The sequence below is a fragment of the Variovorax sp. LjRoot290 genome (assembly GCF_964253985.1).
In the GTDB taxonomy this organism is placed as follows: domain Bacteria; phylum Pseudomonadota; class Gammaproteobacteria; order Burkholderiales; family Burkholderiaceae_C; genus Variovorax.
The window spans coordinates 650069-670082 of sequence record NZ_CAXURW020000001.1 but is presented as its reverse complement, the minus strand read 5'-3'; the positions used below and the strand labels follow the sequence as shown (position 1 = coordinate 670082).

The window sequence follows — 20014 nt, the reverse complement described above, 5'->3', positions numbered from 1 at the left end:
GCTACTTGTCCAGCCCCGCCAGGCACACGTACTTGATCTCGAGGAACTCGTCGAGCCCGTACTTCGAGCCTTCGCGTCCGAGCCCCGACTGCTTGACGCCGCCGAAGGGCGCCTCGGCGGTGGAGATCAGGCCGGTGTTCACGCCCACGATGCCGGCCTCCAGCTGCTCGGCCACGCGCATGATGCGGCCGACGTCGCGGCTGTAGAAGTACGAGGCCAGGCCGAACTCGGTGTCGTTGGCCGCGGCGATCGCATCGGCCTCGGTGTCGAAGGCGAAGATCGGCGCCAGCGGGCCGAAGCTTTCTTCGTGCGCCACCAGCATCCCGGGCGTCGCGCCGCCGATCACGGTGGGCTGGTAGAAGTTGCCGCCGAGTGCGTGGCGTTTTCCGCCGGCCAGGACCTTGCCGCCCTTCTTCACCGCATCGGCCACATGCTCCTCGATCTTGGCCACCGCCTTGTCGTCGATCAGCGGGCCCTGCGTCACGCCGGGCTCGGTGCCGGCGCCGACCTTCAGCGCATGGACCTTGACCACCAGCTTCTCGGTGAAGGCCTCGAGCACGCCGCGCTGCACGTAGATGCGGTTGGCGCAGACGCAGGTCTGGCCGGTGTTGCGGTACTTGGAGACCATCGCGCCTTCGACCGCCGCATCGATGTCGGCATCGTCGAAGACGATGAAGGGCGCGTTGCCGCCGAGCTCGAGCGAGAGCTTCTTGATGGTGTCGGCCGACTGCTTCATCAGCGTGCGGCCGACTTCGGTGGAGCCGGTGAAAGTGAGCTTGCGCACGATAGGGCTTCTCGTCATCTCGCCGCCGATCTGGGAGGCGGAGCCGGTGAGCACCGACAGCAGCCCCTTGGGCAAGCCGGCGCGGTCGGCGAGCTCGGCGAAGGCCAGGGCCGAGAACGGCGTCTGCGTCGCGGGCTTGACCACCATCGAGCAGCCCGCGGCCAGCGCCGGGCCGGCCTTGCGCGTGAGCATGGCGGCCGGGAAGTTCCAGGGCGTGATGGCGGCCGTCACGCCGACCGGCTGCTTCAACGCGAGGATGCGGCGATCGGCCTGCGGGGCGGGGATCGTGTCGCCGTAGACGCGGCGCGCTTCTTCGGCGAACCATTCGATGAAGGAGGCCGCGTAGGCGATCTCGCCCTTGCTCTCGGCCAGCGGCTTGCCCTGCTCGGTGGTCATGATGAGCGCCAGGTCGTCGACGTTGGCCAGCATCAGGTCGTTGAGCTTGCGCAGGATGGCCGAGCGTTCCTTGGCCGGGCGCCGGGCCCAGTTGCGCTGGGCCGTTTCCGCGGCGGCGATCGCGCGCACGGTTTCGGCGGTGCCGCACTTCGGCACGGTGCCGATCTGCTCGCCGTTGGCGGGGTTGGTGACGGGGATGGTTTCGCGGCTGTCCGCGTCCGCCCATTCGCCGGCGACGAAAACCTGCTGGCGCAGCAGGGTCGGATCCTTCAGTTTCAGCATGCCTGTGCTCCTTGTCTCGGGTTCCAGGGACCACGATAACCACGGCGGCTGCCTGTAAACAGGTGGACGGCGGTATCCCTTAAGGGCAATCCGGTATTCGTCCGGCCATCCGCACCCGATAAGATCGCGGCCCTTGAACTCGGATTGAACATGGAATGACCATGAAAAAACTGCTAGCCTTCACGGCCATTGCCGCCGCGGTCGTCGGCGTCCACGCCCAGGATTTCCCGGGCAGCAAGCCCATCAGCATCGTGGTGCCCTTCTCCGCCGGCGGCCCGACCGACCGCGTCGCGCGCGACCTGGCCGAGGCGCTGCGCAAGCCCCTGGGCGGCGTCAGCATCGTGGTCGACAACGTGCCCGGCGCCGGCAGCTCGATCGGTGCCGCCAAGGTGGCGCGCGCCAATCCGGATGGCTACACGCTGCTTTTGAACCACATCGGCATGGCGACCGTCCCGACCCTGGTGCGCAACGTGCCCTTCAAGGTGGAGAGCGACTTCGAATACCTGGGCATCGTCAACGACGTGCCGATGACGCTGATCGCCAAGCCCAGCATGAAGGCGAACAACTACAAGGAGCTCACCGCCTGGATTGCGGAGAACAAGGGCAAGATCAACCTCGGCAACGCGGGCGTGGGCTCGGCGTCGCACCTGTGCGGCCTGCTCTTCCAGAGCGCGACCAAGACCGAAATGACGCCGGTGCCCTACAAGGGCACGGCGCCCGCGATCACCGACCTGATCGGCGGCCAGATCGACCTCTTGTGCGACCAGACCACCAACACCTCGCCGCAGATCGAAGCCAAGAAGGTCAAGGCCTACGCCGTGACCACCTCGAAGCGCCTGACGACGCCGCTGCTCAAGGACCTGCCGACGCTGCAGGAATCGGGGCTGAAGGACTTCCAGATCACGATCTGGCACGGCCTCTACGCGCCCAAGGGCACGCCGGCCGCGGTGACCAAGAAGCTCAACGATGCGCTCAAGGTCGCGCTGAAGGATCCGGACTTCATCAAGAAGCAGGAAGGCCTGGGCGCCGTGGTGACCGCCGACAGCCGCGTCGAGCCGGGCGAGCACAAGAAGTTCGTCGCCGCCGAAATCGCCAAGTGGAGCCCGATCATCAAGGCTGCCGGCGTCTACGCCGACTGAAATTGATTCCCTCGCACGGCGCGCTCGCGCCGTGCCTTCGAATCCGGATGGAGCGGCCGCAGGTACTCGTGCAAAGCGAGTGCTGCCGCTCCAACCGCCGGCGCCCATTCCCCATGGCGCGCGCCGCGCACCACCGGTGGCGGCATGCCGGCACTCTCGGCATAGCGCCGCACCACCTCGATCGCCCCGTCCAGCAGTTGCGGATTCGCCTGGCATGACTGGCCGCCAACCACGATCGCGCGCGGCTCGAAGGTGACCCAGAGGTTCTGGAGCAGCACGCCCAGGAAGGCCGCGCCGCGCCGCGCGGCGTCGGCGCCCCTGCCCAGCACGCGCGAGCCGAGGAAGGCCTCGGCGCAGCCGCGCCGGCCGCAGGAGCACAGCGGCCCTTCCACCTGCAGGATGGTGTGGCCGATCTCGCCCGCCATGCCGTGCGCGCCGGTGAAGAGGCGGTCGTTGAGCACCACGCCGGCGCCCACACCCACATCGCAGCTCACGAAGACCAGCGGGTCCTCGCCCTCGCCGCCCGCGAACTCGTACTCGCCCAGCGCCGCCGCGTCGGCATCGTTCTGCAGCTGGACCGGCACATCCGCGATGCCCTCCTGCGCCAGCGCCTCGACCAGGCCCGGCAGCAAGCTGACCTCCCGCCACCCGAGGTTGGGGGCGAAGCGCACCTGGCCGGTCGCGTCGTCCACCGCGCCGGGCACGCCGACGCCGATGCCCGAGGGCTGAAGCCCCGCGGCGCTCAGGTGCCGGTGTGCGGCGGCCACCATGCGCGCGACCTGCCGACATACCGCGCGCGGCGCATGCTCGTGCAAGGGCCAGGCTTCCGAATGGAGCAGTTCGCCCAACAGCGAGACGCACACCACACGCAAGGTCTCGACCGCGATCTCGACACCGACCAAAGCCCGCACGCCGGCGTGGATCTGCAGGGGGATCGAGGGCCGCCCCAGTCCGTCGGCGACGGCCGCGCCAGCCTCGCGCAGCCAGCCATCCTCGAGCAGCTCGCGCACGAGCAGGCTCACAGTGGACTTGGTGAGCCCGCTCTCGGCCGCCAGCCGCGCACGCGACAGCCCTGGCTTGGCGCGCAGGAGGCGCAGCAGCACGCTGCGGTTGATGCGCCTGACCAGCTGCTGGTCGCCTATCGTGGTCATCAAGTAACCTTCGTGCTTCGCACTGCGGTGCGAGCTTGCTTGGGGCGGCCCGGCGCGGCGCTCATCCGGCGTGTTCGGCCTGCACCTTGCCTTCTGGCCGCTTGCCCGCAATGATCATTCCCAGCACCTCGTCCTCGGTCACGTCGGCCGTGCGGTAGGTGCCGACCAGGCGGCCGTTCTTCATCACGGCCAGCCTGTCGCTCAAGCCGAACACATCGGGCATGTCGTGGGTGATCAGGAAGATGCCCACGCCGTCGGCCTTGAGCTGCTTCACCAGCCTGCCGACCATCGCGGTTTCTTCCGGGCCCAGCGCGGCGCAGGGTTCGTCCATGATCAGGATGCGGGCGTTGAAGTACAGGGCCCGCGAGATCGCGACCACCTGCCGCTGGCCGCCCGACAGGCGCCGCACCGGCACGCGGATGTTGGTGAAGTTCTTGTTCAGGCGCTGGAACACCTTGCGCGCCTGGTTCTCCATGAAGTGGTCGTCCAGCGTGCGCCAGGGCGTGAGCTTCTCGCGGCCGAGGAAGAGGTTGGAGATCGAGTCGAGGTTGTCGGCCAGCGCGAGCGTCTGGTAGATGGTCTCGATGCCCTGCGCCTGGGCCTCCGAAGGCGTGCGGATGTGGACCTGCTCGCCTGCGATCAGCGTTTCGCCCGAGTCGACCGGGTAGGCGCCGGCGAGCATCTTCATCAGCGTGGACTTGCCGGCACCGTTGTGGCCCAGGAGCGCGACCACCTCGCCGGCATAGAGGTTGACGCTGACGCCGTCCACCGCTTTAACGCCGCCGAAGGCCTTGTGGATGTCGCGCAGCTCGACCAGGGGTTGTGTCGCGGCGCTCATCAACGCTCTCCAAAGTATTTGCGGTAGAGCACGTCGAAGACGACCGCGACGATCAGCACCTGCCCGATGATCACCATGCGCTTGCCGATCTGCACGTCCAGCAGCAGCATGCCGCTGTCGAGCGACTGCATGATCAGCGCGCCCAGCACCGAGCCGAAGATCGAGCCGCTGCCGCCGGCCAGCGCAGCGCCACCGATGACCGCCGCCGCGATCACGTAGAGCTCCATGCCGCTGCCGAGCGAATTGGTGCCGGCGTTGAGGCGCGCGATGGAGACGATCGCGGCCACCGTCACCAGCACCGCGAGCAGGGCGAACAGCAGCATCGTCACGCGCTTGACCGGGATGCCGACCAGCGCGGCCGCGTCCGGGTTGCCGCCCATCGCGAACACGTAGCGCCCGAAGCGCGTGCGATGCACGATGAAGGACAGCACGACCGCGACCACGGCCCAGATCAGCACCGGGATCGGGATGCCCTGCGGCTCGGTCTTCGACGAGATCTGGTAGCTGTTCATCGTTGCGGCGAAGGCGAACACGACGGCCACCGGCACGGCCGTGAGCAGCAGGTCCAGCCACAGCGGCTCGACCGGCATCTCGTGGCGCTGGCGCGCGCGCCGCTGCTGCAGCTTGCGCGCGAACAGCACCACGCCCACGACCGCAGCCAGCACCCAGGTGGCCGTGGTGCCGATGCCGCCGTCGTAGCCGCCGCCCAGGCGCTGGAAGAACTCGTCGTTGACCGGCTGCGTCTTGCCGTCGGCCACCAGGAAGGCGGCGCCGCGGAAGGACATGAGGCCGCCCAAGGTGACCACGAAGGAAGGCACGCCCAGCATCGCGGTGAGCCCGCCCTGGTAGAGCGAGACCAGGAGCGCGACCGCCAGGCCCGCGAGGCAGGCCGCCGGCCAGGACCAGCCCGACGTGTACTGCAGGTAGGCGACCAGCACGCCGACGAAGCCCATCACCGAGCCGACCGAGAGATCGATGTGGCGCGCGACGATGACCAGCACCATCACGGTCGCGACGATGCCCACCACGGCGGTCTGCTGCGCGATGTTGTAGAGGTTCTCGGGCGACAGGAAGACGCCGCCCGAGAGCACGTGGAAGACGATGGCCATCACCACCAGCAGCACGCTCATCAGGAGCAGGCGCAGGTCGATGCCGCTCCTGCGCCACAGCCCCGGGGACTGACTCATAGCCCTATTTGCAGGCGGCCGGGGCTTTGTCGCCAGACACGCCCTTGCAGAGCTCGGCCTTCTTGATCCAGCCTTCCTTGACCACCACGTCGAGGTTGTCGCGCGTGATCGGCACCGGCGTGAGGAGGCGCGACGAGATCGCGACCTTCTTCTCGCCGCCGCTCCAGTTGGCGGCCTTCTCCGGCGTCTTGCCCTGGGTCAGGGCGATCGCGGCGGAGGCGGCCTCGCGGCCGAGCTCGCGCGAGTCCTTCCACACCGTCACGGTCTGGGTGCCGAGCGCGACGCGGTTGAGCGCCGCGAAGTCGGCGTCCTGGCCCGATACCGGAATGCCGCGAATGCCCTTGGCCGTGAGCGCCGCCACCGCGCCGCCGGCGGTGCCGTCGTTGGCCGCCACCACCGCATCGACCTTGTTGCCGACCTTGGTGAGGATCTGCTCCATGTTCTTCTGCGCGACTTCGGGCTTCCAGCCATCGGTGTATTCGTCGCCGACGATCTTGATGTCGCCCTTCTTCACGGCCTCGGCGACGATCTCCTGCTGGCCGGCGCGCAGGAAGTTGGCGTTGGGATCGGTGGGCGAGCCCTTGATGAACACGTAGTTGCCCTTGGGCTGCACCTTGTAGACGGCGCGCGCCTGCATGCGGCCGACCTCGACGTTGTCGAAGGTGATGTAGAAGACGCCGGGCGCTTCGATCAGCCGGTCGTAGGCCACCACCGGCACCTTCTGCCGGGTGGCCTTGTTGACTGCCGGCAGGATGGCGTCCTTGTCCATCGCGAGCACGATCAGCGCCTTGGCGCCCTTGGACATCAGGCCTTCGATGTCGCCGAGCTGCTTCTCGGGCGAACCGCCGGCGTCGGCGCTGATGTACTTGGCGCCCAGCTTCTCCAACTGCGCCTTGATCGCGGCCTCGTCGGTCTTCCAGCGCTCCTCCTGGAAATTGGACCAGCTCACGCCGACCACCGTTTGCGCAGAGGCGCCGAAAGCGGACAGGGCGAGAGCCAGGGCGGTCAGGGTGCGGTCGAGCTTCATGTGCAGGGTCTCCGAATTAGTTCGAGGGACGAACTATGTCCACCGCGCCGGACGGCGGCCATCCGGGGAATCCCTGCGGGCAAATGGACTAGCGGCCTTGTCCTACTTGGGCCGGATCGCGTCCGCCGTGCCCTGGATGAAGGCCTTGATCTTCTCCACGTCTTCGGCGCTCAGCTTGCCGCTGAAGTCGGGCATGCCGCGCTCGACGGCCGGGCCCTTGTAGACGAACTTGTCGAGGTTCTCGATGTAGCTCGGGTTCATGTAGCCCAGGTTGGGGATGTTGCCGCCGCGGTCCACGCCCGGCACGCCGTGGCAGAAGACGCAGTTGCTCACGTAGAGCAGCGTGCCGTCGGGCACCTTGGCTGGGTCGTACTTCACGCCCTGCAGCAGCTTGTCCATGCGGTACTGCACGAACTCCGGCTTGGGCGCATTGCCGCCGACCACGAAGGTGTAGACCGTGCCCGGCCCCTGGCGCTCGGTGGCGCGCGCGGCCAGGCCGTAGACGCCGCCCCAGCCGACCGCGATCGAGACGTACTGCTTGCCGTCGACCATGTAGGTGGCGGGCGCCGCGACCACGCCGGTGCCGGTGGCGGTCTCCCACAGCTTCTCGCCGGTCTTGGCGTTGTAGGCCGCGAAGCGCCCGTCGGCCGTGCCCTGGAACACCAGGTTGCCGGCCGTGGTCAGCGTGCCGCCGTTCCAGGGCGAGACATGCTCGACGCCCCAGGCTTCCTTCTGCGCCACCGGGTCCCACGCGACGAGGCGGCCCATGGGCTTGCTCTTGGGCGGCTCGGCATTGATGAACATGGCGGTGTTCCAGCCGAGCGCTGCATGCGGCCGGGCCGGCATGTTCTCGTTGAACTTCCAGGCCTTGTCGTCCATCAGGCTCAGCGGGATGTTCTGCGCCGGCAGGTAGACCAGGCCGGTCTGCGGGTTGAAGGACATCGAATGCCAGTTGTGCGCGCCGAAGGGGCCGGGGATGCTGTCGCCGGGCTTCTCGTTCTGGCGCGCGGCGGCCACCTCGATCGGCCGGCCTTTCTTGTCGTAGCCGGTGGCCCAGTTCACCTCGACGAAATTCTTGGCCGAGATGAACTTGCCGTTGCTGCGGTCGATGACGAAGAAGAAGCCGTTCTTCGGCGCATGCAGGATCACCTTGCGCGGCTTGCCGTCGATCTTCAGGTCGGCCAGGATCATCGGTTGGGTCGAGGTGTAGTCCCAGTTGTCGCCTGGCGTCTGCTGGTAGTGCCAGACGTATTTGCCGGTGTCGGGGTTGAGCGCGACGATCGAGGCCAGGTAGAGGTTGTCGCCGCCCTTGGGGCTGCGCTTGCTGCGCGCCCATGGCGAGCCGTTGCCGGTGCCCACGTACATGAGGTTGAGCTCGGGGTCGAAGGCGAGCGTGTCCCAGGCGGTGCCGCCGCCGCCCGCCTCCCAGTATTTGGCCGAAGGGTCCCAGGTCTTGGCGGCCTTGGCCATCGAGGCGTCCTCGAAGGGCTTGGACGGGTCGCCCGGCACGGTGAACCAGCGCCACTTCTGCTCGCCGGTGGCCGCGTCGTAGGCCGTGATGTAGCCGCGCACGCCGTACTCGGCGCCGCCGTTGCCGATGACCACCTTGCCCTTGAAGACGCGCGGCGCGCCGGTGATGGTGTAGGACTTCGAACGGTCGACGATGGTGTCCTTCTCCCAGACCGGCTGGCCGGTGGCGGCATCGAGCGCGATCAGGCGCCCGTCGTAGGCCCCCACGAACACCTTGCCCTGGTAGAGCGCGACGCCGCGGTTGACCACGTCGCAGCAGCCCTTGAAGCCCTTGGACTTGTCCACCTTCGGATCGAAGCTCCAGATCTTCTTGCCGGTGCGCACGTCGATGGCGTGCACCACGCTCCAGGAGGCGCTGACGTACATGATGCCGTCGACCACCAGCGGCGTGGCCTCCACGCCGCGCGTGGATTCGAGGTTGTAGGACCAGGCGAGGCCGAGCTCCTTCACGTTGCCGGCGTTGATCTGGTCGAGCTTGCTGAAGCGCGTTTCCGCGTAGTCGAGGCCATGGCTGGGCCAGTCGGCCGTCTTCGCGGCGTTGCTGCGGATGAAGTTGCCGTCCACGCGCTGCGTGACGGCCTTGATGTGCTCGGCGGAGCCCTTGGTCTGGGCCGAGGCGGGTGCTGCGGCCAGGCACAGCAGCGCGCCGAGCGCGAGCGCGGCGTGGGTCTTGTTCATCGTGCGTCTCCGGTCGTTGTGTATCGAAGAATGGTGCGCGCGCACGCTTTGTTCACCCTCGGGATTTCCCTAGACCTCGACTGTTCCATTGCGGAACAAATTCAGCCTCCTCGATCACAGGAGACGGCCATGCCCCTGTCCCCCTTCGCCAATACGCGCGCCGAGCGCGTGGCGCTGGCCCGGCAGCAGTTCTTCGAGGAAGGCGTGCGCCCTTCCGGCCTGGTCGGCGAGGCGGTGCTCCAGTCGTGGATGCGCTGCACGCGCGCCCATGCGAACACGCGCCGCGTCATCGCCTTCGACGCCGTCACGCCGAGCCGCCTGCACGGCACGCTGGGCCGCAACCGCGAGCTGCTCGAGGCCGCGCGCCACGAGCTGGCGAGCATGGAGAGCTCGCTCGCCGGCACCGACTGCCGCGTGCTGCTGACCGATGCGCAGGGCGTGATCATGCACGTCACGCATCATCCGGCCGCGGCGCAGCAGCCGATCTTGCAGAAGACCGCTCGCCTGGGCGTCAACATCGCCGAGAGCGTGGTCGGCACCACGGCGCCGGGCATCGTGGCGACCACCGGCCAGGCCTGCACGGTGCAGGGCGCCGAGCACTACTTCGAGTACCTGCGCGAGATGCAGTGCGCAGCGGCACCGATCCGCGACGTGCACGGCCGCCTGGCCGCGGTGCTCGACATCTCGGTCGAGATGCGGCGCTTCGGCTTCGATGCCGCGTCGATGGTCGCGCTCTACGCGACGACGATCGAGAACCGCCTGCTGCAGGCGCAGTCGCAGGACCGGCTGGTGCTGCGCTTCCAGGCCAGCCCGGCGCTGCTGGGCACGCCGCTCGAGGCCCTGGCCGGCATCGCGCCCGATGGCACCGTGGCCTGGCTCAACACGGCCGGCATGCGGCTGATCGGCCGGCTGCCCGAGTCCGGGGCCTGCGATGCCGAGCAGCTGTTCGGCCTCGACCTCGAGGGCCTGCTGCGCATGACCCGCCACGAGGCCGCGCAGCCGGTGCGGCTCGCAAGCGGGCTCGGCGTCTGGCTGCAGGCCCGGCTGCAGGCGCACGACGGGGTCGATTTCCGGCATGCGGTGAACGTGCCGGCCGAAGCGCCCATCGACTCGACGCCGCTCGACGAGGTGCAGCCGGTCGCGCCGACCCAGCCGCCCGCCAGCGACGGCACGCTGCGCGGCCACAGCCGCAAGCTGATCGAGGAGACCCTGGCTACGCACTACGGCAACATCTCGCATGCCGCGCGCCAACTGCGGGTGTCGCGCGGCACGCTCTATCGCCGTCTCAAGAGCTGGCAGCAGAACGCGCCTGAATGAAGGTCGGCCTCGCGGCCGGGTTAGCCCGCTCACGCGCATTGGTCACGCCCGATACGATTTTCGGCAAAGCGCAGATGTGTGCTGCGCTGGAGCCGATATGGATTTGCCGATTCCCGAGCCCGCGCGGCGCGCGCTCTACCGCACGATGCTGCGCATCCGCGCCTTCGAGAATGCCGCCGAAGCGGCCAGCCAGGGTGGCGTGAGCGCCTACGGCCAGGAAGCCGCCGGCGTCGCCAAGGTGCGCGGCCCGCTGCATCTGTCGACCGGCCAGGAGGCGGTGCCAGCCGGCGTCGGCGCCCATCTGCACCCCGCCGACTACCTGACCTCGACTCACCGCGGCCACGGCCACACGCTGGCCAAGGGCGCCGACCTCGTGCGCATGATGTGCGAGCTGTTCGGCAAGGCCAGCGGCTTCAACGGCGGCAAGGGCGGCTCGATGCACATCGCCGACTTCTCGGTCGGCATGCTGGGCGCCAACGGCGTGGTCGCGGCCGGGCTGCCGATCGCGGTCGGCGCGGCGCATGCCCAGAAGCTGCAGAAGAAGGACGCGATCACGGTCTGCTTCTTCGGCGATGGCGCGATCAACCGCGGCCCCTTTCTCGAGTCGCTGAACTGGGCGCGCGTGTACCGGCTACCGGTGCTCTTCGTCTGCGAGGACAACCGCTGGAGCGCAACCACCGCCAGCGGCCCGATGACCGCCGGCGAAGGCGCCTCCGCGCGCGCCGAGGCGATGGACATCGCCGCCACCCGGGTCGACGGCAACGACGTGTTCGCGGTGCATGCGGCCGCGGGCAGGCTGGTCGCCGAGGTGCGCGCCGGCGGCGGGCCGCGGCTGCTGCACGCGCTCACCTACCGCGTGAAGGGCCATGTGTCGGTCGACCTCGCCGCCTACCGCGACCCGGCCGAGCTGGCTGCGGCGCTGGAGACCGACCCGGTCGCGCGGGCGCGCGGCCGCCTGATCGCCGACGGCATGGACGCCGCTCTGCTCGATGCGATCGAGGACGAGGCGGAGGCAGAAGTCGCCGCCGCACTCGCCGCCGCCGATGCCGCGCCCTGGCCCGAGCCCGGCGCCGCCTTCACCGATGTGCAGACCACCGGAGCGGGCCAATGGACATGACGAGCGACATCGCGGGCGGCCGCGCCGCCGGCAGCACTGTGCGCGAACTCAGCTATGCCGAAGCGGCCGCGCTCGCGGTACAGCGCGAAATGGAAGCCGATTCGCGCGTGGTCGTGCTCGGCGAGGACGTCGGCCGCGGCGGCATCTTCGGCCAGTACAAGGGGCTGCAGCAGCGCTTCGGCGCCGAGCGCGTGATCGACACGCCGATCTCCGAGGCCGCGATCATGGGCGCCGGCGTCGGCATGGCGCTGGCAGGGCTCAGGCCGGTGGTCGAGATGCGCGTGGTCGACTTCGCGCTGTGCGGCATGGACGAGCTGGTGAACCAGGCCGCCAAGAACCGCTTCATGTTCGGCGGCCAGGGCCGTGTGCCGATGGTCGCGCGCATGCCGGGCGGCATCTGGGATGCCTCGGCGGCGCAGCATTCGCAGTCGCTCGAAGCCTGGTTCGCGCACCTGCCGGGCGTGGTGGTGGTGTGCCCTTCGACGCCCCAGGACAACCATTCGCTGCTGCGCGCCGCGATGCAGTGCGGCGACCCGGTGGTCTACATCGAGCACAAGAACCTGTGGGCCTCGCGCGGCGAGGTCGACGAAACGCGGGTGGTGCCGCTCGGCAAGGCGGCGCAGCTGCGCCGCGGCAACGCGCTCACGCTGGTGAGCTGGAGCCGGCAGATGCAGGCGTGTAGCGCCGCCTGCGACACGCTGGCGGCCGAAGGCATCGAGGTCGATCTGCTCGACCTGCGCACGCTGTGGCCCTGGGACCGCGAGTCGGTGCTCTCCTCCTGCGAACGCACGGGCCGCCTGCTGGTCGTGCACGAGGCGGTGCAGGCCGCCGGCTTCGGCGCCGAGATCGCGGCCAGTGCGGCGGAGGCCACCGGCTGCAGGGTCGCACGCCTGGGCGCGCCGCGCATCCCGGTCGGCTATTCGCCGGTGCTCGAAGCGCAATCGCGCGTCGGCGCCGAGCGGATCGTTCAAACTGCCAGGGCCTTGTGCGGATGAACACCGAGGCTGGCTTCGAGGACTCGGTCTTCTTCAAGCTGGTCCGGGTCGTCAACCTGACGGCGCGGCCTTTCCAGCAGCGGGTCGGGCGCCAGCACGCGCTCACGCTCAACGAGTGGCGCACGATGGCGGCGCTGGGCACGCAGCCCGGCCTGACGGCCACGCAGCTTTGCGAGCTCACCGGCCTCGACAAGATGGCGGTGAGCCGCGCACTGGCGGGGCTGAAGCGCCACAAGCGCCTGCACCGCCACGAAGACCCGACCGACCTGCGCCGCAGCCGCCTCCACCTGAGCAGCGCCGGCAAGGCGCTGTTCGAGACGGTCCGCGTGCAGGCGTGGGAACGCGAGGCCGAGCTGTTCGCGGGCGTCGGCGCCGAAGATCTGAAGCACCTGAGTGCCACCCTCGACCGGCTGATCGCGTCGGTGGCCGGCCCGGACGCTCAGGCTGCAAACCCACCGTCGATGTTGAGGCCCGCGCCGGTCACGAAGGCCGCTTCCGGGCTCGAGAGGTAGGCCACCATGCCCGCGATCTCTTCGCCGCGGCCGTGCCGCGGGATGGCCATGAAACCATGCATGGCCGAGGCCATCGGGCCGTCCTTGGGGTTCATGTCGGTATCGACCGGGCCGGGCTGCACGTTGTTGATCGTGATGCCGCGCGGGCCGAGGTCGCGCGCGAAGCCTTGCACGAGCCCGGTGAGTGCGGACTTGCTCATCGCATAGACGCCGCCGCCGGGGAAGGGCATGCGCTCGGCGTTGGTGCTGCCGATGTTGATGATGCGGCCGCCCTCGCCCATGTGGCGCAGCGCCGCCTGGATGGCGACGAAGACGGCGCGCACGTTGACGTTCAGCGTGAGGTCGAAGTCTTCCAGCGAGATCTGGTCGGCGGCGCCCAGCTTGAGAACGCCGGCGTTGTTGACCAGGATGTCGAGCCGGCCGAAGGTGCGCGCGCTTTCGTCGATCGCCGTGCGCAGCGCATCGGCATCGGCGCTGTCGACGCGCAGCGCGATCGCGCGCCCGCCCGCGGCTTCGATGCTGCCGGCAAGCTCCTTGGCCGCAGCCTCGTTGCTGGCATAGCTGAAGGCGACGGCGGCGCCGTCCTTGGCGAGACGCCGCACGATGGCGGCGCCGATGCCTCGCGAGCCGCCGGTGACGAAGGCCGTCTTGCCGGCCAGAACGGGCTTGGAAGAAGTGCTTGGGGACATGGTGCGCTTTCGAAGTGGTTGTGGAATGCCTGTAGTTTGGGGATTGCATTGCATTGCCGGTAGCCATAAAACTGCCCTATCAATCTCAACCCGTGGTTGAAAATGCACCCATGCAGCCGCTGAGCCATCTCGAATCCTTCGTCCGCAGCGCCGAGGCCGGCAGCTTCTCCGCCGGCGCCCGACAACTCGGCCTGACGCCTGCCGCGGTGAGCAAGAACGTCGCGCGCCTCGAAGCGGGTCTGGGCGTGCGCCTGTTCCAGCGCAGCACGCGCAAGCTGACCCTGACCGAGAGCGGCGAACGGCTGCTGCTGCAGATCGGCGGCGCGCTCGGCACGCTGGCCGATGCGATGGCGGGCGCCGCCGAAGCCGGGGGCCAGCCGGCCGGCACGCTCAAGGTCAGCATGGGCCAGGCCTTCGGGCGCACGTACGTGGTGCCGCTGGTCGGCGAGTTCCTGGCGCGCTACCCGGCGGTCGTACCCGACTGGCATTTCGACAACCGGCAGGTCGCCCTGGTCGGCGAGGGCTTCGACGCCGCGATCGGCGGCGGCATCGAGCTGACGCCCGGCGTGGTGGCGCGCGAGCTCGCGCGCATCCACATCGTGGCGGTCGCGGCGCCCGCGTACATGGCCGGCAAGCCGGTGCCGGAGCACCCGTCCGACCTGGCCGCTTTCGACGCCATCATGCGGCGCTCCTCACCCACCGGGCGGGTGCGGGCCTGGACGCTGCGCAACGCGGCCGGCGACGAAGGCGCGGCGGATGCAAAGCCGCGCCTGATCTTCAGCGACCCCGAGGCGATCGCCCACGCCGCGATGATGGGCCTGGGCATCGCGTTGCTGCCGATGGCTTTCGCGCTGCCCGGCTTGCAAAGCGGCGAGCTGGTGCGCGTGCTGCCGGGCTGGTATGCCGACTCGGGGCCGATCTCGCTCTACTACCCGAGCAAGAAGCTGCTGCCGGCGAAGACGCGCGTGTTCGTCGACTTCGTGGTCGAGAAGTTTCGCGAGCAGCGCTTCGCGGCCCGCATGCAGGGGATCTGAGCACACGGGGTTTCACCCGCGACGAACGAGGCGCTTCGCCTGTCAAACTCGATGCCATGCATCAACAGGAAACACGCATGACCCTCTCGTTCCAATCCCGCCGCCGCTCTGCACTGGCCCTGGGCGCGATCGCCGCCCTGGTGCTGGCTGCCGGGCCCGCGGCGGCCCAAGGCAGCTGGCCGACCAAGCCGGTGCGCATCGTGGTGCCCTTCGCGCCCGGCGGCACCACCGACCTCCTTGCGCGCGCCGTGGCGCCGGAGCTCTCCAAGGCCTTCGGCCAGCAGTTCATCGTCGACAACCGCGCGGGCGCCGGCGGCAACGTGGGCGCCGAGATCGTGGCCAAGGCGCCGAACGACGGCTACACGCTGCTGATGGGCACGGTGGGCACGCACGGCATCAACCGCGCGCTGTACCCCAAGCTGCCCTACGACCCGATCAAGGACTTCGCGCCGATCACGCTGGTGGCCGCGGTGCCCAACGTGATGGAGATGAATGCCGACAAGGCGCGCGCGCTCAACATCAACAGCGTGGCCGACTTCGTGAAGTACGCGAAGGCGAATCCCGGCAAGCTCAACATGGCTTCGAGCGGCAGCGGCACCTCGATCCACCTGGCGGGCGAGCTCTTCAAGACCATGACCGGCAGCTTCATGACGCACATCCCCTATCGCGGATCGGGCCCGGCGCTGCTGGACCTGGTGGGCGGCAACGCCGACGTGATGTTCGACAACCTGCCCTCGTCGATGCAGCAGATCAGGGGCGGCAAGCTCAAGGCGCTGGCCGTGACCAGCTCGAAGCGCTCGCCGGCCTTGCCCGACGTGCCGACGGTCGAAGAGGCCGGCGGCCCCATGCTCAAGGGCTACGAAGCCAGCTCATGGTTCGGCCTGCTGGCCCCGGCCGGCACCCCGCCCGAGATCGTGAACCGCATTCAGCAGGAAGTGGCCAAGTCGCTCGGCACCGCGGCGATCAAGGAAAAGATGCTGGCCCAGGGCGCGATCCCGAGCGGCAACTCGCCGGCCGAGTTCGCCAAGATGATCGACAGCGAACACGCCAAGTGGGCGAAGGTGGTCAAGGCCTCCGGGGCCAAGGTGGACTAAGCCCCTGGCGTTCCTGATCCATTGGTACGCGCAGCGCACCGGACCGTGGGCCGCCGCGGAACCGGCTTCGCCGGGCCGCAGGCGGCGCCCCCGGAGAGGGGGTTGGCCCTTCGACAGGCTCCCTTCGACAGGCTCAGGACAGGCTCTACGCGAAGCGAGCAAGCCTGGGGGTGATCACACCTCCCACATCACGTCCTTGCGATCGGCCAGCGACGCCTTGAGCATGTGCAGCAAGGGCACGGCGCGCTGGTGCAGCGTGATGTGCTGCTTCTCGGCCGCCTCGTCATGGCCTTCGACGGCGAAATCGTCGTTGTTGTGGGCGTTGTGGGCTTCACGCGCCATGGCCGCCTCCAGCGCCACGATGGCGGCCGGCATCTGCTCCACCGTCACGATGCCCTTGCGCTCCGGCGCCTTGCCGATGATGTCGAACAACTGACGCGCGTGGGTTTCGAGCATCACGAAGGGGGGGCTGGCCCGCGATTTGAATCGATACAGCATGGTGCCTCGCTCGGTTATTTGTAGATGTAGTCGCGGACAAAAGGGTACACCGATTGCGCGCCGCGCAGCGCGCCGCCCTCGACCTTTCCGTCGGGCCGGGTGGCGAGCATCTGGTGCAGCGAAATCCAGCCCTGTTCGAAGCACATCGCCGAACCGGCCAGATACAGGCGGTAGGCACGCAGGATGCGCTCGGCATTGCCGCCCTGGTGGCCGCCGGCGCGCTGCAGGACCTCGCGCGCCTCGTCGAGCCGGGACTCGAGCGCATCCGACCAGGCCCAGAGCGTGCGCGCATAGTGCGGCCGCAGGTTTTCGGTGTCGACCATCTCCAGGCCCGCGGCCACCGTCTCGCGCAGCACATGCGTGACGTGCAGCAGTTCGCCGCCCGGGAAGATGTATTTCTCGATGAAATCGCCCATGCCGGCTCCGAGCTGCTTGTAGTCGAGCTGGCCCGAAGTGATGCCATGGTTCATGACCAGGCCGCCCGGCTTGAGCAATGAATGGATCTTGCGAAAGTAAGTCGGCATGTTGACGCTGCCGACGTGTTCGAACATGCCGATCGACGAGATCTTGTCGAAGGGCTTGTCGCTGTCGAGTTTTCGGTAGTCGAGCAGTTCGACGCGTACGCGGCCCTGCAGGCCCTTCTCCTCGATCATGCGCGTCACGTGCGCATGCTGGTTCTTCGACAGCGTGATGCCGGTCGCATCGACGCCGTAGTGCTCGGCCGCCCACAGCAGGAGCGCACCCCAGCCCGAGCCGATGTCGAGGAAGCGCTCACCCGGCTGCAGCATGAGCTTGCGGCAGATGTGGTCGAGCTTGGCCTCCTGGGCCTGCGCCAGCGTCATCCCGGCGTCACGGAAATAGGCGCACGAATAGACGCGCCGCGGGTCGAGCCACAGCGCATAGAAGTCGTCCGACACGTCGTAGTGGAACTCGATCTGCGCCGCATCCTTGCCCAGCGAGTGCGAGCCGCGCGACTTGGTGCGCCGCTGCAGCCGGCTCCACCAGTTGGTGTTGGTTTCCGCCGGATTGCCGGGCAGCAGGCTGACCGCGACATCGATCAGGTCGCGCATCTTCCCTTCGATCTGGACCCGTCCCTCGACGTAGGCCTCGCCGATGGCACCGATCTGCCGAGCGGTGAGCTTGGCGAGCGCCGACCACTCGGAGAAGGCGAGCGTGACGCGTGAGCCTGGCTTTGCGACCTTCCGCCCATCGGGCAATTGCAGCGTGATGGGAACCGGCAGCGTGGAAAGCTGGGACTCGATCTTCGGCAACAGGCTTGACATGGCTGATTTTTGCCAGCAGCGGCGAACTTCGTCAACCGACCTCGGCGAAAACCCTTGCCGGGTTGACAACAGATTGTTTAGGCCTAAACTATTGATCCATGAATAGCTTCGCAACAGATCTGCAGCGCGTGCTGTGCATCGGCGGCGGTCCCGCCGGCCTCTACTTCGCGCTCCTGATGAAGGCCCGGCGACCGGCGCTCGAGGTCACGGTGATCGAACGCAACCGCCCCTTCGACACCTTCGGGTGGGGCGTGGTGCTGAGCGACCAGACGCTCGACAACCTCGCGGCCGCCGATCCCGAAACGGCCGCGCTGATCGGCCGTGAGTTCCATCACTGGGACGACATTCAGGTGTTCTTCAAGGGACGCCAGGTGCGCTCGGGCGGCCACGGCTTCTGCGGCATCGGCCGCAAGCGCCTCTTGAACATCCTGCAGGAGCGCTGCCTGGCGCTCGGCGTCAAGCTGGTGTTCGAGACCGACGCCACGGATGACCAGGCCCTGGCGGCGCAGTACGGCGCCGACCTGGTGATCGCCAGCGACGGCCTCAACAGCCGCATTCGCCAGCGCTATGCGGACGTCTTCGAGCCCGACATCGATCTGCGCCAGTGCCGCTTCGTCTGGCTCGGCACGCACCAGACCTTCGATGCCTTCACCTTCGCCTTCGAGAAGACCGAGCACGGCTGGTTCCAGGCCCACGCCTACCAGTTCGACGACAAGACCTCGACCTTCATCGTCGAAACGCCCGAAGCGGTGTGGCAGGCCCATGGCCTCGACAAGATGGAGCAGCCCGAAGCGATCGCCTTCTGCGAAAAGCTCTTCGCCAAATACCTCGGCGGTCACGAGCTGATCAGCAACGCCACGCATCTGCGCGGCTCGGCCAACTGGATCCGCTTTCCGCGCGTGGTCTGCAAGCACTGGACGCACCGCGTCGAGGTGAATGGCAAGAGCGTGCCGGTGGTGCTGATGGGCGACGCGGCGCACACGGCGCACTTCTCGATCGGCTCGGGTACCAAGCTCGCGCTCGAGGATGCGATCGACCTCAGCGATGAGTTCGCGCGCGGCGGCAGCGTCGACCATGTGCTCGAAGCCTATGAGGCGCGGCGCAGCGTCGAGGTGCTCAAGATCCAGAACGCGGCGCGCAATTCGACCGAATGGTTCGAGAACGTGCACCGCTACACCGGCATGGAGATCGAGCAGTTCGCCTACTCGCTCATGACGCGCTCGCAGCGCATCAGCCACGAGAACCTGCGCCTGCGCGACACGCAATGGCTGGGCGGCTACGAGGCGTGGCTCGCGGGCGGCAAGCCGCTGCCTCCGATGCTGATGCCGCTCACGGTGCGCGGCCTCACGCTCAAGAACCGCATTCTGGTTTCGCCCATGGCGACCTACAGCGCGGTCGACGGCGTGCCGCAGGACTTCCTGCTCGTGCACCTTGGCGCGCGCGCGCTCGGCGGCGCCGCGATGGTGTTCGTCGAGATGACCAGCCCGACGCCCGAGGGCCGCATCACGCCCGGCTGCACGGGTCTCTACAACGATGCGCAGTCGGCCGCCTTCAAGCGCATCGTCGACTTCGTGCACACGCAGACCACGGCGAAGATCGGCATGCAGCTGGGCCACAGCGGGCCGAAGGGCTCGACCCAGCTGGGCTGGGAAGAGATCGACGAACCGCTGCCGCAAGACAACTGGCCGCTGATCGCCGCCAGCGAGCTGGCCTACGGCGAACAGAACCAATTGCCCGCCGCCATGACGCGAGCAGAGATGAACACTTTGCGCGACCAGTTCGTCGCCTCGACGCGTCGCGCGGCCGAAGCCGGCTTCGACTGGCTCGAGCTGCACTGCGCGCACGGCTACCTGCTGGCTTCCTTCATCAGCCCGCTGACCAACCTGCGCACCGACGAGTACGGCGGCAGCCTCGAGAACCGCTGCCGCTATCCGCTGGAAGTGTTCCGCGCGATGCGCGCGGCCTGGCCCACCGAACGGCCAATGAGCGTGCGCATCTCGGCCCATGACTGGGCGCCCGGCGGCAATACCGATGCCGACGCGGTGGTGGTGGCGCGGCTCTTCAAGGAAGCGGGCTGCGACTTCATCGACGTCTCTTCGGGCCAGACCACGCGCACGGCGAAACCGGTGTACGGACGCATGTACCAGACGCCTTTTGCGGACCGCATCCGCAACGAGGTCGGCATCTCGACCATTGCGGTCGGCGCCATCACCGAAGCCGACCAGGCCAACAGCATCATCGCCGCGGGCCGCGCCGACCTGTGCGCGATCGCACGGCCGCACCTGGCCGACCCGGCGTGGACCCTGCACGAAACGGCCAAGCTGCAAAGCCGCGACGTCGACTGGCCCAAGCAATACCTGAGCGGGCGCGACCAGATGTACCGTGAGATCGCCAAGCAGCAACAGCTGGCCGCCGCGGCGGCTGCGACGGCCGTGCCGCGCAACAGCGAGGAGGATCAATAGC

Annotated in this window: 17 protein-coding genes; 8 read left to right on the top strand and 9 right to left on the bottom strand. The window is 68.4% G+C overall.

What is annotated here, in order from left to right:
- Position 1 precedes the first annotated feature (1 nt).
- Positions 2-1462 (bottom strand): NAD-dependent succinate-semialdehyde dehydrogenase, encoded by a 1461-nt coding sequence (locus ACSQ9A_RS03520; RefSeq protein WP_436294474.1) that lies wholly within the window; start codon positions 1460-1462, stop codon positions 2-4.
- Positions 1463-1623: 161 nt separating this feature from the next.
- Here ACSQ9A_RS03520 and ACSQ9A_RS03515 point away from each other — a divergent pair, with 161 nt between their 5' ends.
- Entirely contained in the window at positions 1624-2601 is a 978-nt protein-coding gene (locus ACSQ9A_RS03515) for a tripartite tricarboxylate transporter substrate-binding protein (RefSeq protein ID WP_093105484.1), read from the top strand.
- On the opposite strand, the gene ACSQ9A_RS03510 is transcribed toward ACSQ9A_RS03515, so the two are convergent.
- The 5 genes from ACSQ9A_RS03510 to ACSQ9A_RS03490 form a co-directional block, all read right to left on the bottom strand.
- Entirely contained in the window at positions 2589-3752 is a 1164-nt protein-coding gene (locus ACSQ9A_RS03510; protein WP_093105358.1) for an ROK family transcriptional regulator, read from the bottom strand. The two genes, ACSQ9A_RS03515 and ACSQ9A_RS03510, sit on opposite strands and share 13 nt — an antisense overlap.
- A gap of 61 nt (positions 3753-3813) precedes the next feature.
- Entirely contained in the window at positions 3814-4590 is a 777-nt protein-coding gene (locus tag ACSQ9A_RS03505; protein WP_436302689.1) for an ATP-binding cassette domain-containing protein, read from the bottom strand.
- Positions 4590-5777 carry a sugar ABC transporter permease gene (locus tag ACSQ9A_RS03500; protein WP_093105352.1) on the bottom strand — a complete coding sequence of 396 codons (1188 nt, stop codon included), beginning with the start codon at positions 5775-5777 and terminating at the stop codon, positions 4590-4592. The genes ACSQ9A_RS03505 and ACSQ9A_RS03500 overlap by 1 nt, the downstream gene beginning before the upstream one ends.
- A 4-nt stretch (positions 5778-5781) precedes the next feature.
- A complete protein-coding gene (gene xylF, locus ACSQ9A_RS03495) occupies positions 5782-6804 on the bottom strand; it encodes a D-xylose ABC transporter substrate-binding protein (RefSeq protein WP_436302687.1) in 1023 nt (340 codons plus the stop codon).
- Positions 6805-6906: 102 nt separating this feature from the next.
- Entirely contained in the window at positions 6907-9012 is a 2106-nt protein-coding gene (locus ACSQ9A_RS03490; RefSeq protein WP_436294471.1) for a PQQ-dependent dehydrogenase, methanol/ethanol family, read from the bottom strand.
- Between the two features lie 129 nt (positions 9013-9141).
- On the opposite strand from ACSQ9A_RS03490, the gene ACSQ9A_RS03485 reads away from it, so the two are divergent.
- The 4 genes from ACSQ9A_RS03485 (at position 9142) to ACSQ9A_RS03470 (ending at position 12953) form a co-directional block, all read left to right on the top strand.
- Complete coding sequence (locus ACSQ9A_RS03485; RefSeq protein ID WP_436302686.1) at positions 9142-10329, top strand: helix-turn-helix domain-containing protein; 1188 nt, start codon at positions 9142-9144, stop codon at positions 10327-10329.
- Between the two features lie 97 nt (positions 10330-10426).
- Positions 10427-11446, top strand: a complete 1020-nt coding sequence (locus ACSQ9A_RS03480) for a thiamine pyrophosphate-dependent dehydrogenase E1 component subunit alpha (protein WP_436302685.1) — start codon at positions 10427-10429, stop codon at positions 11444-11446.
- Positions 11437-12441 carry an alpha-ketoacid dehydrogenase subunit beta gene (locus ACSQ9A_RS03475; protein ID WP_436302684.1) on the top strand — a complete coding sequence of 335 codons (1005 nt, stop codon included), beginning with the start codon at positions 11437-11439 and terminating at the stop codon, positions 12439-12441. The genes ACSQ9A_RS03480 and ACSQ9A_RS03475 overlap by 10 nt, the downstream gene beginning before the upstream one ends.
- A complete protein-coding gene (locus ACSQ9A_RS03470) occupies positions 12438-12953 on the top strand; it encodes a MarR family winged helix-turn-helix transcriptional regulator (RefSeq protein ID WP_436302683.1) in 516 nt (171 codons plus the stop codon). Before ACSQ9A_RS03475 ends, ACSQ9A_RS03470 begins: the two co-directional genes overlap by 4 nt.
- Here the strand turns inward: ACSQ9A_RS03470 and ACSQ9A_RS03465 are convergent.
- Complete coding sequence (locus ACSQ9A_RS03465) at positions 12881-13642, bottom strand: SDR family oxidoreductase (protein ID WP_093105334.1); 762 nt, start codon at positions 13640-13642, stop codon at positions 12881-12883. The two genes, ACSQ9A_RS03470 and ACSQ9A_RS03465, sit on opposite strands and share 73 nt — an antisense overlap.
- A 110-nt stretch (positions 13643-13752) precedes the next feature.
- On the opposite strand from ACSQ9A_RS03465, the gene ACSQ9A_RS03460 reads away from it, so the two are divergent.
- A complete protein-coding gene (locus tag ACSQ9A_RS03460; RefSeq protein WP_436302682.1) occupies positions 13753-14676 on the top strand; it encodes a LysR family transcriptional regulator in 924 nt (307 codons plus the stop codon).
- A gap of 77 nt (positions 14677-14753) precedes the next feature.
- Positions 14754-15770: a Bug family tripartite tricarboxylate transporter substrate binding protein gene (locus ACSQ9A_RS03455; protein ID WP_436302681.1), complete on the top strand. Its 1017-nt coding sequence runs from the start codon at positions 14754-14756 to the stop codon at positions 15768-15770.
- Between the two features lie 174 nt (positions 15771-15944).
- Here ACSQ9A_RS03455 and ACSQ9A_RS03450 read toward each other — a convergent pair whose 3' ends face one another.
- Positions 15945-16268 (bottom strand): DUF1840 domain-containing protein, encoded by a 324-nt coding sequence (locus ACSQ9A_RS03450; RefSeq protein WP_436302680.1) that lies wholly within the window; start codon positions 16266-16268, stop codon positions 15945-15947.
- Between the two features lie 14 nt (positions 16269-16282).
- Positions 16283-17551 carry a class I SAM-dependent methyltransferase gene (locus tag ACSQ9A_RS03445; RefSeq protein ID WP_436302679.1) on the bottom strand — a complete coding sequence of 423 codons (1269 nt, stop codon included), beginning with the start codon at positions 17549-17551 and terminating at the stop codon, positions 16283-16285.
- A 98-nt stretch (positions 17552-17649) separates the two neighbouring features.
- On the opposite strand from ACSQ9A_RS03445, the gene ACSQ9A_RS03440 reads away from it, so the two are divergent.
- Positions 17650-20013 (top strand): bifunctional salicylyl-CoA 5-hydroxylase/oxidoreductase, encoded by a 2364-nt coding sequence (locus ACSQ9A_RS03440; protein WP_436302678.1) that lies wholly within the window; start codon positions 17650-17652, stop codon positions 20011-20013.
- The last annotated feature ends 1 nt before the right edge of the window (position 20014 follow it).